Here is a 15,412-nt window from a genome sequence, read left to right as displayed (position 1 = left end):
GTGGCCGCCGGTTGCGAGCGTGAGCGTGACGAGCGGGTTTCCGGCGAGCAGCCAGCCCGCAGCGGTGCCGGGCCGGGCGCTGCCCGCGAGCGCGCGCAGGCCGAGCGCGCACCCGCCCACGGCCACCGCGGCGAACGCGAGCCGGGCGTCGGTCCACCACACGTCCCCGAACACCGCGCGGGGCAGGCCGAACACCGCCATCCCGGGCAGGTAGGGGAAGAAACCGTCCGGTCCGGCGGCGGCCGCCACCGGGGACGGGTACGGGCTCCCGGTGGCGAGCCAGCGGCGGGCCGCCTCCTCGACCACCCACACCTCGGGCTGTGCGAAGGGGCCGGGACCGCGCGTGCCACCGCGGGCGAGCACCAGCACCGCCAGCGGCACGAGCCCGCACAGCGCGCCCGCGACCCAGGGGGCGGGCGGCCGGCGGGCCGTCGGCGTCACCGCGAGCAGCAGGTAGCCGGCGCCCGCGACGAGGCCCCACACGCGGTACGCGGGCTGGTCGGTGACGGCCGCGAGGCCGAGGGCACCTGCCGCGCACGCGACGAGCAGCATGCGGGGACCGGGCCGGCGTCCGGTGGCCGGCCCAGGTCTCCCGTCCGGCCGCGGAACCCGCCCCGCGCCCGTGCGGGACCCGCCCGGACCGGACGGGGGACGCGGCCGTGGTGGTGTCCCACCGGGCGCGGCACTGTCCGGATGCGGGACTCGCCCTGTCGGAACGGGAGACTCGCCGGGTGTGGCTGCGGGACTCGCCGGCGGGGGTCCGGGGCGGGTGCGGGGCATGGCGACCGACGCTAGGAACGGCGCGGCCGCGGGCCGTCCCGCTGCGGAGCGGTTCCGGCGGGCGCGGACGTGGCTCTGCAGGGGGACGGCGTCGGCGCCGCCCGTCCGTAGCATCGGCGCCGATGCCTGCCGTGCCGACCCGATCCGCCGCCGGCGCCTCCCGCGCCGTGCCGGTGCTCGCGGGTGCCCGCCGCGCGGCCCGGCACCTGCTGGCCGGGGCCGACGAGCCGGTGGGGGTCGTCGACGGGCTGGGCCGTGGGGTCCGCATCGGGCTCCAGGTCGCGGTCGTCGCCGCGATCGGGGTCGACCTCGTGCAGCTGGTCGGTGACGGGCACAACGACCAGCTCGTCGCCCTGCTGCTGGCGCTGGCCCACGCCGGGGCCGTCGGGCTGGCGCTGCGGCAGCCGCTGATGGGGTGGCGCCTGTCGTTCCTCACGACCGTCCTGACGCCCCTGCTGGTCACGACGAGCACGGTGCCCGGGCCCACCTCCACCCTCGTGCTGCACCTGGCGACGCTGTTCCTGCTGGCCGTCGCCGTCCCGGCGCCGGTCGCCGCGCTGGCGGCGGTCGCCGCTCTCGTTGCCGGGGCCGCGTGGACGCTCGTGGGCGGGGCGGCTCCGGCGTTGATCGCGGGTGTCACCGGGGTACTGGTGCTGGTCGCCGGGCTGGGCACCGCGCTGCGGGCCTTGCGCGGCACCACCGGCCGGCTCGCGGAGGCCCAGCGCGGCACGGCCGAGGAACAGGCGCGGCGCGCGGTGCTGGAGGAGCGCACGCGCATCGCCCGCGAGATGCACGACGTGATCGCCCACCACCTGTCCGCGATCGCGGTGCGCGCGGAGAGCGCGACGCAGCGGGTGCCGGGGACCGGCCCCGGCGCCGTCGCCGAGTTCGCGACGATCGCCGGTGCCGCGCGCGACGCGCTCACCGACATGCGCCGGCTGCTCGGCGTGCTGCGGGCCGACGACCCGGACCGGCCCAGCGCCCCCGTCCCCGACCTGGACGGGATCGCCGGGCTCGTCGAGGGTCTGCGCGGCTCCGGCGTGCCGGTCGAGCTGGACGTGACCGGTACGGCGCGGCCGGTGCCCGACGACGTCGGGCTCACCGCGTACCGCGTGGTGCAGGAGGCGCTGTCCAACGCGGCGCGCCACGCGACCGGCGCACCGGTGGCGGTGCACGTGCGGTGGTTGCCGGCGGCGGTGCGCGTGCAGGTCGAGAGCGGGATGCCCGCCGCGGTGGGGGGCGGTGCGTCCCCCGGCGTCGGCACCGGGCTCGTCGGGATGCGGGAACGGGTGGCTGCCGTCGGCGGGTTCCTGGTGGCGGGCGCGGGCCCGGGCGGCTACACCGTGGACGCCACGTTGCCGACGGAGCCGGCGTGACCACCGTGCTCGTCGCCGACGACCAGGACATCGTGCGTGACGGCCTGGCCGCCATCCTCGACGCCGCACCGGGCATCCGGGTGCTCGACACCGCCGCGGACGGCCGGCAGGCCGTCGACCGCGCGCGCCGGCTCCGGGCTCTCGGCACGCCCGTCGACGTCGTGCTGATGGACGTCCGGATGCCCGTGCTCGACGGCCTCGCCGCCACGCGCGCGCTGCTCGCCGAGGCCGCCCACCCACCGACGCGCGTGCTGGTGCTGACCACGTTCGACCTGGACGAGTACGTCTACGAGGCGCTGCGGGCCGGGGCGAGCGGGTTCCTGCTGAAGGACGCGCCCACCGCGGAGCTCGCGGCCGCGGTCCGGGTGGTGGCGGCGGGGGAGGCGCTGCTGGCCCCGAGCGTGACCCGCCGCCTCATCGCCGAGGTGGCCGCCCGCGGGCGCACCGGTGGCCGGGAGCGGCTCGCCGTGCTGACCGCGCGGGAGCGGGAGGTGCTCGGGCTGGTGGCGCGGGGCCTGGCCAACCGGGAGATCGCCGCGGAGCTGGTCGTCGCCGAGGAGACGGTCAAGACGCACGTGGGGCGCATCCTCGCCAAGCTGGGGCTGCGCGACCGCGTGCAGGCCGTGGTGCTGGCCTACGAGTGCGGCCTCGTGGTGCCCGGCGCCACTACGCCAGCGTGGTGAGCACGAACACCAGCGCGTTCCACACCACGTAGACCACGCCGACGAGCAGCAGGACGACCACCAGCACGGCAGCCCACCGCCTGCCGCCCTCGGCGCGGTTGGCGGAGTCGGCGAAGTCGCTGACCCCGTCCAGGTAGCCCTCGACGGTGAACGCGGGGGTCTGGCGCTGCATGCGGTCCAGGTGCGCGGCGAACGCCTGCGCCTCCGGGTCGTCGGGGTCGAGCCCGAGCAGCTCGTCGTCGAACTGCCGGGACCATCCCGGGCGGTCCGGTTCGTGGAGATCGGGCACCTCGGGAAGGGTAGCGGGTACGGTCCGGTTCCGTGGCGAGCAAGAGCGCGGTGGAGTTGCTGAGCGTCCCCGGGCCTGACGGCGACCGTGAGGTACGGCTGACCAGCGCCGACAAGGTGTACTTCCCGGAGCGGGGGATCGCCAAGGGCGAGCTGGTGCGGTACTACCGGGCGGTGGCCGAGCCGCTGCTGCGCGCGCTGCACGAGCGGCCCACCAACCTCAAGCGCTACCCGGACGGCGTCGAGGGCGAGGCGTTCTTCGCCAAGCGGCTGCCCAAGGGCGCTCCGCCGTACGTCGAGACGGCGCGCGTGACGTTCCCGAGCGGCCGGACCGCCGACTCGCTGTGCCCCACCGAGCAGGCCGTGCTGGTCTGGGCGGCCAACATGGGCACGTTCGACTTCCACCCGTGGCCGGTCCGCCGCGCCGACCCCGACCGTCCCGACGAGCTGCGCATCGACCTCGACCCGCAGCCGGGCACCGACTTCGCCGTCGCCGTCGCCGTCGCCGGCGTGCTGCACGAGGTGCTCGACGAGGCCGGCCTCGTCGGATGGCCCAAGACCTCGGGCGGTCGCGGCGTCCACGTGTTCTGCCGGATCCGCCCCGAGTGGGACTTCGTCGCCGTCCGGCACGCCGTGATCGCGATCGCCCGCCGGGTGGCCGACCGGCTGCCCGAGCGGGCCACGGTCGCGTGGTGGAAGGAGGAGCGCGGCGAGCGGGTGTTCCTCGACTACAACCAGGCGGCCCGGGACCGCACGGTGGCGTCGGCCTGGTCGGTGCGCGGGCGCCCGCGGGCAACGGTGTCGATGCCGGTGACCTGGGAGTCGCTGCCCGACGTCGAGCCCGAGGACTTCGACGTGCGCACCGTCCCCGGTCTGCTGGCCGAGCACGGCGACCCGCACGCCGGCATGGACGACGCGGTCGGCGGCCTGGAGGTGGTGCTGGACTGGTACGCCGCCGACGAGCGCGACCGCGGCCTCGGCGACCTGCCCTACCCGCCCGAGTACCCGAAGATGCCGGGCGAGCCGATGCGGGTGCAGCCGAGCCGGGCGAAGGCCCCGGCCGCCGAGGAGACCTGACCCGCGGGCTCCGCACACCGTGCATGCACTTCGCACACCGCCGGCCTTGCGCGAAGTGCATGCTGGGTGTGCGACGTGGGGTGGCGCGCGCTACTGCGGCGCCGAGTCCGGCTCGGTTTCCGCCAACCGGGGGCGGGAAGGCCTGGGGGAACCGACCGGCCCCGAGGAGGCACCATGCGAGCGGTCACCTGGCACGGCAAGCGCGACGTGCGCGTCGACACCGTGCCCGACCCGACGATCCAGGCCCCGACCGACGTCGTCGTGCGCATCACGTCCACCGGCGTGTGCGGCTCGGACCTGCACCTGTACGAGGTGCTCGGCCCGTTCCTGTCCGAGGGCGACATCCTCGGGCACGAGCCGATGGGCGTCGTGCAGGAGGTGGGACCGGACGTCACGGCCGTCGCGCCCGGGGACCGCGTCGTCATCCCGTTCAACGTCTCCTGCGGCACCTGCTGGATGTGCTCCCAGGGGTTGCACTCCCAGTGCGAGACGACGCAGGTGCGGGCGCAGGGCAAGGGCGGGTCGCTCTTCGGCTACACCAGGCTCTACGGCCAGGTGCCCGGTGGGCAGGCGGAGTACCTGCGCGTGCCGTTCGGCAACACGCTGCCGATCCCGGTGCCGGACGGCCCGCCGGACGACCGGTTCGTCTACCTCTCCGACGTGCTGCCGACGTCGTGGCAGGCCGTGGAGTACGCCGCCGTGCCCGACGGCGGCTCGCTCGCCGTCCTCGGGCTCGGGCCGATCGGTGACATGTCCACGCGCGTCGCGCAGCACCGCGGGGTGGAGAACGTGATCGGCATCGACCTCGTGCCGGAGCGGCTGGAACGGGCCCGCGCGCACGGCGTGACGGTGCTCGACCTGTCCGAGCACGGCCGCGACCTCGCCGACCACGTCCGGGAGCTCACCGGCGGCCGCGGCCCGGACGCGGTGATCGACGCCGTCGGGATGGAGGCGCACGGCTCGCCCGTCGGCAAGCTCGGGCACCAGCTCGCCGGCCTGCTGCCCGACGCCGTGGCGGCGAAGTTCATGGAGACGGCGGGCACGGACCGGCTCAACGCGCTCTACTCGGCGATCGAGCTGGTGCGCCGCGGCGGCACGATCTCGCTCAGCGGCGTGTACGGGGGCATGGCCGACCCGCTGCCGATGCTGACGATGTTCGACAAGCAGATCCAGCTGCGCATGGGCCAGGCCAACGTGCACCGTTGGGTGCCCGACATCCTCCCGCTGCTCACCGACGACGACCCCCTCGGCGTCGACTCCTTCGCCACGCACCGCCTCCCGCTGGACGCCGCGCCGCAGGCCTACGCCACGTTCCAGGCCAAGGAGGACGGGATGGTGAAGACCCTGCTGCAGCCCGCGGGGTAGGGCTCAGCCGATCCGGGCGGCGAGGACGTCGCGGCCGGGACCCGTGAGCTCGTCGACGACGCCGCGCCGCCCGGCCATCGCCATCAGCAGCGCCTCGCCGGGCCCGCGCAGCTCGGGCCCGCGGCCCGCGGCCCAGACGAGGTCCGTGGCGACCAGCCGCAGCCCGCGGGCCCGCCAGAACGCCCCGATCGGCGGCGCGAACCGGGCGAACTCGAGGGCCGGGCGGAGCCGTTCGGCGGGGACGGCGCGCGGGAGGCCGAGCGGCCGGCGGATGTCCTGGTGGTGGATCACGCCGTCGAGCAGCGCGACGCGGCCGCCGAAGCCGGCCGTCAGCCCCGTCGGTTCGAGCTGCTCGCGCAACCGCGCGAGCAGCTCCGCCGGGTCCTCGTCGCCGCGCTCGATGACGCCGAGGGTGTTGAGGCGGCTCGGGCGGAACCCGGCCCGGAGAGCTCGCCGGGCAACGTCCCGGTGGCGCAGCCCCTCGTAACTGATCATGTGCGTGACCACGTCGCGCACCCGCCACTCCGTGCACAACGTGGGTGCGTCCCACTGCTGCGGCGTCAGCTCGGCGAGCAGCTCGGCGAGGTCGGCGCGCTCGTCGCGGGCCAGCTGCATGCAGCTCATGGCACGAGTCTCGACCAGAGGACGAGCGGGAGGCAACGCCCTCGTCGACGCGCGACCCGCGCCGATCCCGGCGAGGATGGTCGGGTGCCCGCGCCACCCGCCTTCCACGACCTCGTCGACCGGCTGGACCACCCCGTCCTCGTCGTCACCGCCGCGGCGGGCGGCGAGCGCAGCGGCTGCCTCGTCGGCTTCCACACCGAGTGCAGCATGGACCCGCCGCGCTACCTGGTCTGCATCTCCCGGGAGAACCACACGTTCACCGTGGCCGCGCGCAGTGCCCACCTCGCCGTGCACGTCCTGGACCGCGCCGACACCTTCCTCGCGCGGCTGTTCGGCGGGCGCACCGGCGACGAGGTCGACAAGTTCGCCGCCTGCGACTGGCAGGACCACCACGGCGTCCCGGTCCTCGGCGGAGCCGCGGCGTGGTTCGTCGGGCGGGTGCACGAGCGCATCCCGCTCGGCGACCACGTCGGCCACCTGCTGGAGCCGGTCGAGGCGGAGGTCGCCTGCGGCGCGGAACCGATGGCGTACGGGCAGGTGCGGACGATGCCGCCGGGGCACCCGGCCTGAGCGCGTGCCTCCGCGGGCCGCACCGGTCGTGGTCGCGCTCACGCGAACAGCTCGCCGAGCAACTCGGGGCCGATGGCGATGGGGGCAGGACGGTGGGCGGGTGGCTGCGCGCCCATCAGCTCGCGCACCAGGAAGTCCCAGCAGCGCGTGCGGACGTAGGCGAGGCAGTCGAGGAACGTGTGCTCGGCCCCGGGCACGACGAGCAGCTCGAAGTCCTTGCCCGCGGCGACGAGCCGGTCGGCCAGCCGCAGCGTGTGGTGCGGGTGGACCTGGTCGTCCATCTCGCCGTGGACGAGCAGCAGCCTGCCCGCCAACCGGTCGGCGAGCTCCACGTTGGAGGCACGGGCCCACGCCTCGGGGTTGTCCGCGCCGTCGTAGGCCTCCACGAAGCCCGGGCTGAAGCAGCGGGCGTCGTGCGAGCCGGCGAGGGCGACCCCCACCCGGTAGGTCTCGGGGAAGTCGAGCATCGCCCGCACCGCGGCGAACCCGCCTCCGGAGTGGCCGAACGCGCCCACCCGGTCCAGGTCCATCCACGGCCGGGTCCGGGCCAGCTGCCGCAGCGCCGCGACGTGGTCGGCCAGGCCGCCCGCGTCGGCCAGCCGGCCGTAGGAGGCGTCGTGGAAGGACTTGCTCCGCCCCGGGGTGCCCCGCCCGTCCAGGGCCACCACCACGAATCCCAGCGCCGCGAGGGGTTCGGCGTCCAGCCCCATCCCACCGGGGTCGAAGCCCGGGGCGACCCGGTCGACCTGCGGGCCGGGGTAGACGGTGTCCACCACCGGGTAGCTCCGGGCGGGGTCGAACCCCCGCGGCCGGTACAGCACCCCGTAGACGTCGGTCACCCCGTCGGCCGCCGTGACGCGGAACCGTTCCGGCGGCGTCCAGCCGGTGGCGGTGAGTGCGCTGATGTCGGCGCGCTCCAGCTCGACCAGCACCCGCCCGGTCCAGTCGCGGACCGTGGTCACCGGCGGGGTGTCGACGGTGGACGCGGAGTCGAGGAAGTACTCCTGGTGGTCCGGCACGGTGACGACGTGGTCCAGCGCGTCGTCGGTGACCGTGGCGAAGCCGGAGCCGTCCAGGCCGACCCGGCACACCGTGCGCCGGTAGGGATCGTCGTCCACGAGCCCGGAGGCCGTGAAGTACACGACCCGTTCGACCTCGTCCACGCGCAGGATCTGCCGCACCGCCCACCGCCCGGCGGTGACCTGCCCGAGCAGCGCGCCCGTGTTCAGGTCGTACCGGTACAGGTGGCCCCAGCCGTCCCGCTGCGAGTACCACAGCACCTCGTCGACCAGCACCCGCACGATCGGCGGCTCGAACATCCACTGGTTGGGCTCCACGCGGGTGGCACCGGTCTCGCTGAGCACGACCGCGACCTCGCCGGTGGCCGGGTCCAGCCGGTGCAGGGTGAGCGAGCGCCGGTCGCGGGGCTGGCCGAGGTAGTAGACCGCCGAGCCGTCCGGGGCCCACCACGCCCACCTGGCCGAGATCGGCGACATCGTCGGCATGAGCAGCGGCTCGGCCTGCGCGCGGACCACCGTGGCCTCGGCGACGTCCAGCACGACCAGCTCGGCCTGCGGCAGGTTCTCGTCCCCGGGGTAGGCGTACCGCTGGGTGTGCAGCGCCGGGGCGCCGCCGTCGGCCGGTCCGGCCTCCACGAGGTGGGTCTGCCGGACGCGGCGCTCGTCGGTCCGGTGCGCCAGCACCTTCGTCGAGTCGGGCGACCAGGCCACCGCGGGCGGCAGGTGCGGCAGGCCGAGCTTGCGCAGCAGGGTGGCGTTGCTCGTGCAGGCCGGGCCGGTGCCGTACTGGTGGTCGGGCTCGCCGTCGGTGGTCAGCGCCCACTCGCGGCCGTCGGGCAGCGAGTGCGCCCACAGATCGTGCCCCCGCCGGGACACCGCGACCTTCCCGTCGGGCGACGGCACCGCCAGGGGGGTGCCGGGCGGCGTGGGCTCGACCCGCTCGCAGGCGTAGCTGTCGAGGCGGCAGCACCAGCGCTCGCCGAACGCGTCGAACTCCACGGCGTTCCCGGTCGGTTCGATGGCCGGGAACGGCAAGGCCTCGGGGTCGACCTGTTGCCCGGACGCGCCGGCCAGCGCGGCGGCGAGCCGGGCGTGGTCGAAGGCCGGCCCGCGGGTGCCCGCCGCCGGGTCGACCAGCACGAACCGCCTGCCGGCACCACCCGGCACCGCGTACCAGAAGCGGGCGCCGCCGTCGATCCACTGCGGTCGGACCTTGTCGCCGACGACGAGCTCGCCGGGGCGGGCGGGTCGGCGCAGGAGCTGCTCCGCGGCGCGGTAGTCCTCGCTGGTGCTGACGGTGCCGGCCATGTCGTGCGCTCCTTCGAATCCGTGGTGACGTGCGGGTCAGAGGCTGCGGGCGGTGATGTCGCCCTGGGCGGTGGTCGCGTGGATGGTCAGATCGGCGGCGCCGTCGGCGTTCCGGAGCGCGTTGTGGATCCGGCCGGAGGAGGTGCCGGCGTCCAGGGAGGCGGAGACGCCGGCGGCGGCGCCGACGGTCACGTCGCCCACCTGGGTGCGCAGCACGACCGTGCCGTGCACGGCCTCGGTGATGCCGATGTCGCCCTTCGCGACAGCGATCTCCGCGGGGCCGGTGAGACGTCCCACCGAGACGTCACCGGCGGCGGTGGTGAGGTGGGCGCTCGCGGCCTCGTCGAGCGTGATCGGGCCGTGCGAGCTCTCGACGGTGACGTCGCCGAGCCGCCCGACGCCGCGGATCTCGGCGCCGGCCGCGGTCGCCTCGATGCGGGACCCGGCGGGCAGCTGGACGGTCACCTCGAGGGAGCCGGAGGCGCCGAGGACCTGGTTCGTCGGCGGGGCCGCGATCCGCAGGACGCCCTCGCCGTACTCGACCGTGGTCCGCGCCGCCACCTGCACGTCACGACGCCTCGCGGCGTCGGCCGGCAGGACCTCGACCGCGGTGTCGGTCCGGTCGGCGGCGATGAACCGGACGTACCCCGCGGGGATGTCGAGGACGGCGGCGATCGGGGTGGGGTGTCGAACGTCTGCATCGTGCTCTCCTCATTGCGCCTCGTGTTTCTGACATCGCGAACGCTACGTTGCGTTCGCGGACCGTACAACTAGATCGTTGCGAAATGATGATGTTTATGCAGGTCAAAAAGCGCATATCGTTGCAACGGATTGGATTTCAACGCAACGGACGATGCGCTGACCGTTGCATCGAGTGTGGGATGAACGCTAGGTTGGGGCTTCGACGAGGTGGGGAAGGGAGATCGCGGTGCCCGGAGGCAGGCTCACCCAGCAGGACCGCCGGCAGATCGCGCTGGGGCTGGCCGAGGGCCTCGCCTACGCGGAGATCGCCAGAGGACTCGACCGCCCCACCTCGACGATCACGCGTGAGGTGATGCGCAACGGCGGGCCCACCGCCTACCGTGCCGACCTGGCCCACCGCGCCACCGAACGCCGCGCCCAGCGGCGCAGGCAGGCCGCACCCCGAGGGTCGCGGGCGTCCCCGCAGGCCGACGGGCGCGACGCCGAGGCCCTACGCGAGTACGAGGAGGCGTTCGCGACCCTGCTCGTGGAGCAGGGCCTGCCCACGATGACGTCCCGGGTGCTGGTCTGCCTCTACACCACCGACGCGGGCAGCCTCACCGCGGCCGAGCTCGTCCGGCGCCTCCAGGTCAGCCCGGCGTCGGTCTCCAAGGCGGTCGCGTTCCTCGAGAGCCAGGGCCTCATCCGCCGGGAACGCGACGAACGCCGCCGCGAGCGCTACATCGTCGACGACGACGTCTGGTACCAGTCGATGATCGCCGGCGCCCGGTCCCACGCCCGGCTCGCCGAGACCGCGCGGCAGGGGGTCGGCGTCCTCGGACCCGACACCCCGGCCGCCGCCCGCCTCGAGGGCATCGCCCGCTTCCTCGACTTCGTCGGTGAGAGCATCACCCGCGCCGCGGGGCAGGCCCGCGAGGTCCTCTCCACGACAGCCGCGACGGCGTCGGGCGGCACCGCCACGACGCCCGCCACGACCGACCTCAGCGGCCGGGCGGAACAGCCGCGGTAGCACCGTCGTCGGCGAGGCCCGCCCGGTCGCGCTCGACCTCGGCGCGGTACGCCGCCACCTCCCGCGCCTGCCGGTCGGCGTCCCAGCCGAGCAGCGGGGCGAGCAGGGCGGCGACGGCCGGCGCCGCGGGGAGCCCTGCGTCCGGCCGCTCGATCGCGAGGTGCGTGCGCCGGTGCAGCACGTCGGCGAGCGTGAGCGCACCCTCGTGCGTGACGGCGCGCCGGAACTCCACCGGCAGGTAGTCGTCGGCCCCGGGCAGGGGACGGCCGAGCGCCGCGTCGTCGCGGACGGGCGCGAGGACGTCGGCGAGCTCGTCGCCGTAGCGGTGCAGCATCCGACGCACGTGCTCCTCGCCGACGCCGTGCTCGGCCGCCAGGCGCACCACCCGGTTCCCGGTCGCCCGCCAGCCCGCGGCGCCGACGAGGGGGAGCTGCGCGGTCGGCGTCGGGGGCAGGTCGGCGCCCAGTGCCCGGCCTGCCGCGTCGACCGCGTCGCGCGCCATCCGCCGGTAGGTCGTGTACTTGCCGCCGACCACGGTGACCATGCCGGCGGGCTCCTCGATCACGGCGTGGTCGCGGGAGAGCGCCGAGGTCGTCTGCGCGTCGCGGGCCACCGGTGCGAGCAGCGGGCGCAACCCGGCGAACGTGCCCAGCACGTCGGCGCGCGACAGCGGCCGGGCGAGGTAGCGGTTGACGTTGCGCAGGAGGTAGTCGACGTCCTCGCGCGCGACGGTGGGCGCGCGCCGCTCACCGGTCCACGCGGTGTCGGTGGTGCCGAGCAGCCAGTGCCCGAACCACCTGCGCAGGATGATCACCGAGTCCTCGGCGCGGGCGAGGATGCCCGTGCGGGAGTCGAACGCCGACCGCTCCACGAGCAGGTGCACGCCCTTGGCCGGGCGCACCGCGAACGTCGCCGCGCCTGCCATCGCCTGCACGTCGGCGGCCCACACACCGGCGGCGTTGACCACGACGGACGCGCCGACCTCGAACCGCTCGCCCGACATCGCGTCCTCGACGCGGACACCGCCGACGCGGGGCCCCTCGCGCAGGACGTCCACGACCGGTGCGTGGCTGAGCACGAGCGCCCCGTGCGCCGCGGCCGTCCGGGCGACGGCGAGGGTGTGGCGGGCGTCGTCCATGCGGCCGTCGTAGTACTGCAGCGCGCCCGTGACGACGTCCGGGTCCAGCCCGGGCGCCTCGCGCAGCACGCCGCGCCTGCTCAGGTGGCGGTGGTGCGGGACCCCGCCGCGCCCGCCGGTCCGCCCCGCCGCGGCCATGAGGTCGTAGAGCAGCACGCCGGCGCCGACGTAGGGCCGCTCCCAGCGCCGGGTCAACGGGAACAGGAACGGCTCGGGCGTCACGAGGTGCGGGGCGAGGGTGCGGACCATCAGGTCGCGCTCGTGCAGCGCCTCGGCCACCAGCCGGAAGTTGAGCTGCTCGAGGTAGCGCAGGCCCCCGTGCACGGTCTTGCCCGAGCGCGACGACGTGCCGGAGGCGAGGTCGCCGGCCTCGAGCAGCACCACCGACAGCCCGCGCGCGGCCGCGTCGAGGGCGACGCCGGCCCCGGTGACGCCCCCGCCGACGACCGCGACGTCGAACCGGTGGGCCCGGGCCGCGGCGAGCGCGCCGGCCCGCCCGGCGGGGGAGAGGTCCGCGGCGGTCACGCCGGCACCACCGCCGACGCCTGCCGGGTGGCCCAGAACGGCTGCGCGGCCCGCACGTGGTCGAGGTAGCGCGCGTAGCCCTCGGCGTAGCGCTCGCGCACCGAGGGATCCGGCTCGACGACGCCCTCGGCGGCCGTCCACGTCGCGACGTCGAGGTCCTCCCCGTGCGCTGCCGCCGCGGCGAGCACGGCGCCGCGCGCCCCGACCTCCGGGGTGCGGGCCAGCTCGAGGGGCACGCCGAGCACGTCGGCGAACACCTGCAGCCATGGCCGGGAGCGGGTGCCACCTCCGGCCGCGACGAGCCGGGAAAGTCCGCCGGCGGTGTCGAAGCAGTGCCGCGCGGCGTAGGCGAGGCCCTCGCAGACCGCGCGCAGCAGGTCGTCGCGGGTGGTGGTCAGGCGCACCCCGGTGACCTGCCCGGACGCGTGCGGATCGACGAACGGCGCGCGCTCGCCCGACGTCGCGAAGTAGGGCAGCACCTCGACCCCGCCCGCGCCGGGCGGGCTGGCGGCGAGGGCGGCGTCGATCGCGGTGACCGGGAGGCCGAGCGTGCGGAGCATCCAGTCCACCGAGGCCGTGCCGACCATGGCAGGCATCGCCTGCAGCCACCGGCCCGGCTCGCCGGTGGCGACGGAGAAGCCGGCGGGATCACCGCTGGTGGCGAGCCGGTCCACGTGCACCATGCAGCCCAGCGTGGTGCCGACGATCAGCAGCGCGTCGCCGACCTCGCGGACTCCGCCACCGCGCGCGCAGGCCGGGAAGTCGAAGGGGCCCGAGCTGACCGGCGTGCCGGCCGGGAGCCCCAGCACCCCGGCGCCGGCGGCCGAGAGCGGCGCCCGGGGCACGGGCACGGTGATGGGCGCGAGCAGGTCGCGGCGGTGGGCGAGCCCCATCGCCTCGAGCACGGCGTCGCTGTAGCCGGTGCCGGTGCCGTCGCCGAAGGGCATCGAGCTGTCGCTCGGGTCGGTGGCGCGCTCGCCGGTGAGCCGGGTGAACACGGCGTCCTTGCAGCTGCCTGCGGTGGCCGCGCGGTCGAGCGCGTCCGGCTCGTGCGCGTCGAGCCAGGCGAGCAGCGGGCCGGGGGCGCCGGGGAAGAGGGTGGATCCGTTGGCGCGGAACACGCGCTCGGTGACGCCGTCGGCGGTCCAGCGCGCGAGCAGCGCGCCGGCCCGCCCGTCCAGCCACGACAGCGCAGGGCGCACCGGGGCGCCGCCTGCGTCGGTGAGCCAGCAGCCGTCGCCCTGCCCGGTGAGCGCCACGACGTGCGGCACGCGCCCCGCGCAGACCTCGCGCGTGACCTCGCCGACCGCCGCCACGACCGCGTCGAGGTCCTGCTCCACGGCGTCGTCCGCCCCGTGCCGCAGCTCCAGCGGGCGGCCCGCGACGGCGAGCGCCTGCCCGTCGTCGTCGAACAGGGCGGCCTTCACGACCGACGTCCCGGCGTCGATGCCGAGCCAGGTGCGCGTCATGACCGGGCCGGCACCGTCTGCCCGTAGCTGTTCAGCTTGTCGGCGACGCGGGCGATCTCGTCGGCGGGCAGGATGTTCGGCTCCCCGAGCAGCCGGGCCTGGTAGTACATCCGGCAGACCCACTCCAGGTAGATGCTGCGCGTGTAGGCCTTCGCGAGCGTCTCGCCGTAGGTCGTGGCGCCGTGGTTCTGGAGGATCGCGCCGAAGCGGCCCTCCATCGCCTTCACGCTGTTGTCGGCCAGTTCCGGGCTGCCGAACGTCGCGTAGGGCGCCACCCGCACCGGCCCGCCGAGCAGCGCCACCATGTAGTGCACCGCGGGCAGCTCGTCGACCACGGCCGAGAGCGTGCTCGCGTAGAGCGGGTGGGTGTGCACGACGGCGCGCGCGTCCGTCTGCCGGTAGACCGAGGTGTGCATCGGCACCTCGGAGGACGGGTCGAGCCCGTCCTCGACGCGGTTGCCGTCCAGGTCGATCACGCAGATCGACTCCGGGGTGAGGTCCTCGTAGGCCGCGCCGCTGGGCGTGATCGCGATGTGGTCCCCCGAGCGGACCGAGAGGTTGCCCGAGGTGCCGACGGTGAGCTCGTCGGCCTGCATCCGGCGGCAGTACTCCACGAGCTGGACGCGTTCGTCGTGCAGGAGCATGGGCGGGTCCTTCCTGTCGGGGGAGGCGGGGTCACTCGGCGCGGCCCGCGACCTCCACGAGCACGTCGTTCTCCCGCAGCGCGGCCAGGTCCCGGGCGGGGACGCCCGGGTCGACGACGACGGAGGCGAACCGGTGCAGGGGCAGCAGCCGGTGCAGGGCGCTGCGGGTGAGCTTGGTGTGGTCGATGAGCAGGTGGCTGCGTGCGGCGACGTCGACCATCGCGCGCTTCACCGCGACGATCTTGTCCTCCTGGTGGAAGGCGTAGCCGTCGCTCACCGCGGACGTGCTGACGAACGCGGCGTCGAAGCGCATGGACTGCACGGCGTCCACGCAGGTGGAGCCGAGGAACGAGTCGTGCTGGATGTCGTAGCCGCCGCCGAGCGCCACCACGTGCACGTCGCGCAGCTTGGCCAGCTCGACCAGCGCGGTGAGGTAGTTGGTGGCCACCGTGAGCGGGGCCAGCGCGGCGAGGTGGGGGAGCATCTGCAGTGCGGTCGTGGAGTCGTCGAGCAGCACCGACATCCCGGGCTCGACGTGGCGGCAGGCGTGCTGGGCGATGAGGCGCTTGGCCTCGACGTTGGCCTTGGCGCGGTACTCGACGTTGGACTCGAAGGTGCCGCTGGGCTGCGCTGTGGCGATGCCGCGGGACTTGCGCAGCACGCCCTGGCGCTGCAGCTCGTCGAGGTCGCGGTGGATGGTCATCACCGAGACCCCGAAGTCCTCCGCGAGCTCCTGGGCCGACACCGATCCCGCGCTCAGCACGCGGTCGGTGATCCGGGACTGGCGGCCCTCTGGCCCGAGCGTCCGGGTCGCGTCCACCTCCCGCTCGGTCAC

The 15,412-nt window shown here is 75.4% G+C and carries 14 protein-coding genes; 6 read left to right on the top strand and 8 right to left on the bottom strand.

Annotated elements, in window-relative coordinates:
* Nucleotides 1-902 precede the first annotated feature (902 nt).
* Both FB558_RS03535 and FB558_RS03530 read left to right on the top strand, forming a co-directional pair.
* A complete protein-coding gene (locus FB558_RS03535; RefSeq protein WP_142048040.1) occupies nt 903-2,156 on the top strand; it encodes a sensor histidine kinase in 1,254 nt (417 codons plus the stop codon).
* A complete protein-coding gene (locus FB558_RS03530) occupies nt 2,153-2,839 on the top strand; it encodes a response regulator (protein WP_142048038.1) in 687 nt (228 codons plus the stop codon). The genes FB558_RS03535 and FB558_RS03530 overlap by 4 nt, the downstream gene beginning before the upstream one ends.
* Here FB558_RS03530 and FB558_RS03525 read toward each other — a convergent pair.
* Entirely contained in the window at nt 2,823-3,128 is a 306-nt protein-coding gene (locus FB558_RS03525; RefSeq protein ID WP_142048036.1) for a hypothetical protein, read from the bottom strand. The two genes, FB558_RS03530 and FB558_RS03525, sit on opposite strands and share 17 nt — an antisense overlap.
* 32 nt (nt 3,129-3,160) lie before the next feature.
* Here FB558_RS03525 and ligD point away from each other — a divergent pair, with 32 nt between their 5' ends.
* Nucleotides 3,161-4,204, top strand: coding sequence for a non-homologous end-joining DNA ligase (ligD, locus tag FB558_RS03520; RefSeq protein WP_142048034.1), 1,044 nt, complete (start codon nt 3,161-3,163; stop codon nt 4,202-4,204).
* Nucleotides 4,205-4,378: 174 nt separating this feature from the next.
* Nucleotides 4,379-5,569, top strand: a complete 1,191-nt coding sequence (locus tag FB558_RS03515; RefSeq protein WP_142048032.1) for a zinc-dependent alcohol dehydrogenase — start codon at nt 4,379-4,381, stop codon at nt 5,567-5,569.
* A 3-nt stretch (nt 5,570-5,572) separates the two neighbouring features.
* Here the strand turns inward: FB558_RS03515 and FB558_RS03510 are convergent, their stop codons facing one another.
* Nucleotides 5,573-6,193 carry a maleylpyruvate isomerase family mycothiol-dependent enzyme gene (locus tag FB558_RS03510; protein ID WP_142048030.1) on the bottom strand — a complete coding sequence of 207 codons (621 nt, stop codon included), beginning with the start codon at nt 6,191-6,193 and terminating at the stop codon, nt 5,573-5,575.
* 84 nt (nt 6,194-6,277) lie between these two features.
* Here FB558_RS03510 and FB558_RS03505 point away from each other — a divergent pair, with 84 nt between their 5' ends.
* Complete coding sequence (locus FB558_RS03505; protein WP_142048028.1) at nt 6,278-6,763, top strand: flavin reductase family protein; 486 nt, start codon at nt 6,278-6,280, stop codon at nt 6,761-6,763.
* A 38-nt stretch (nt 6,764-6,801) separates the two neighbouring features.
* Here the strand turns inward: FB558_RS03505 and FB558_RS03500 are convergent, their stop codons facing one another.
* Nucleotides 6,802-9,090: a S9 family peptidase gene (locus FB558_RS03500; RefSeq protein ID WP_142048026.1), complete on the bottom strand. Its 2,289-nt coding sequence runs from the start codon at nt 9,088-9,090 to the stop codon at nt 6,802-6,804.
* A gap of 36 nt (nt 9,091-9,126) precedes the next feature.
* Complete coding sequence (locus tag FB558_RS03495) at nt 9,127-9,657, bottom strand: DUF4097 family beta strand repeat-containing protein (RefSeq protein WP_246106235.1); 531 nt, start codon at nt 9,655-9,657, stop codon at nt 9,127-9,129.
* A gap of 361 nt (nt 9,658-10,018) precedes the next feature.
* Here FB558_RS03495 and FB558_RS03490 point away from each other — a divergent pair, with 361 nt between their 5' ends.
* Nucleotides 10,019-10,801: a GbsR/MarR family transcriptional regulator gene (locus tag FB558_RS03490; protein ID WP_142048022.1), complete on the top strand. Its 783-nt coding sequence runs from the start codon at nt 10,019-10,021 to the stop codon at nt 10,799-10,801.
* Here FB558_RS03490 and FB558_RS03485 read toward each other — a convergent pair.
* The 4 genes from FB558_RS03485 to FB558_RS03470 are packed head-to-tail and all read right to left on the bottom strand — an operon-like array spanning nt 10,773 to nt 15,412.
* Nucleotides 10,773-12,464, bottom strand: coding sequence for a glycerol-3-phosphate dehydrogenase/oxidase (locus tag FB558_RS03485; protein WP_142048020.1), 1,692 nt, complete (start codon nt 12,462-12,464; stop codon nt 10,773-10,775). The two genes, FB558_RS03490 and FB558_RS03485, sit on opposite strands and share 29 nt — an antisense overlap.
* Nucleotides 12,461-13,933 carry an FGGY-family carbohydrate kinase gene (locus FB558_RS03480; RefSeq protein WP_142048018.1) on the bottom strand — a complete coding sequence of 491 codons (1,473 nt, stop codon included), beginning with the start codon at nt 13,931-13,933 and terminating at the stop codon, nt 12,461-12,463. Before FB558_RS03480 ends, FB558_RS03485 begins: the two co-directional genes overlap by 4 nt.
* Complete coding sequence (locus FB558_RS03475; RefSeq protein WP_142048016.1) at nt 13,930-14,577, bottom strand: class II aldolase/adducin family protein; 648 nt, start codon at nt 14,575-14,577, stop codon at nt 13,930-13,932. Before FB558_RS03475 ends, FB558_RS03480 begins: the two co-directional genes overlap by 4 nt.
* 31 nt (nt 14,578-14,608) lie before the next feature.
* Nucleotides 14,609-15,412, bottom strand: a complete 804-nt coding sequence (locus tag FB558_RS03470) for a DeoR/GlpR family DNA-binding transcription regulator (protein WP_246106234.1) — start codon at nt 15,410-15,412, stop codon at nt 14,609-14,611.

Source organism: Pseudonocardia kunmingensis (assembly GCF_006716445.1).
GTDB classification, from domain to species: Bacteria; Actinomycetota; Actinomycetes; order Mycobacteriales; family Pseudonocardiaceae; genus Pseudonocardia; species Pseudonocardia kunmingensis.
This window is presented reverse-complemented; position numbering and strand designations above follow the sequence as displayed.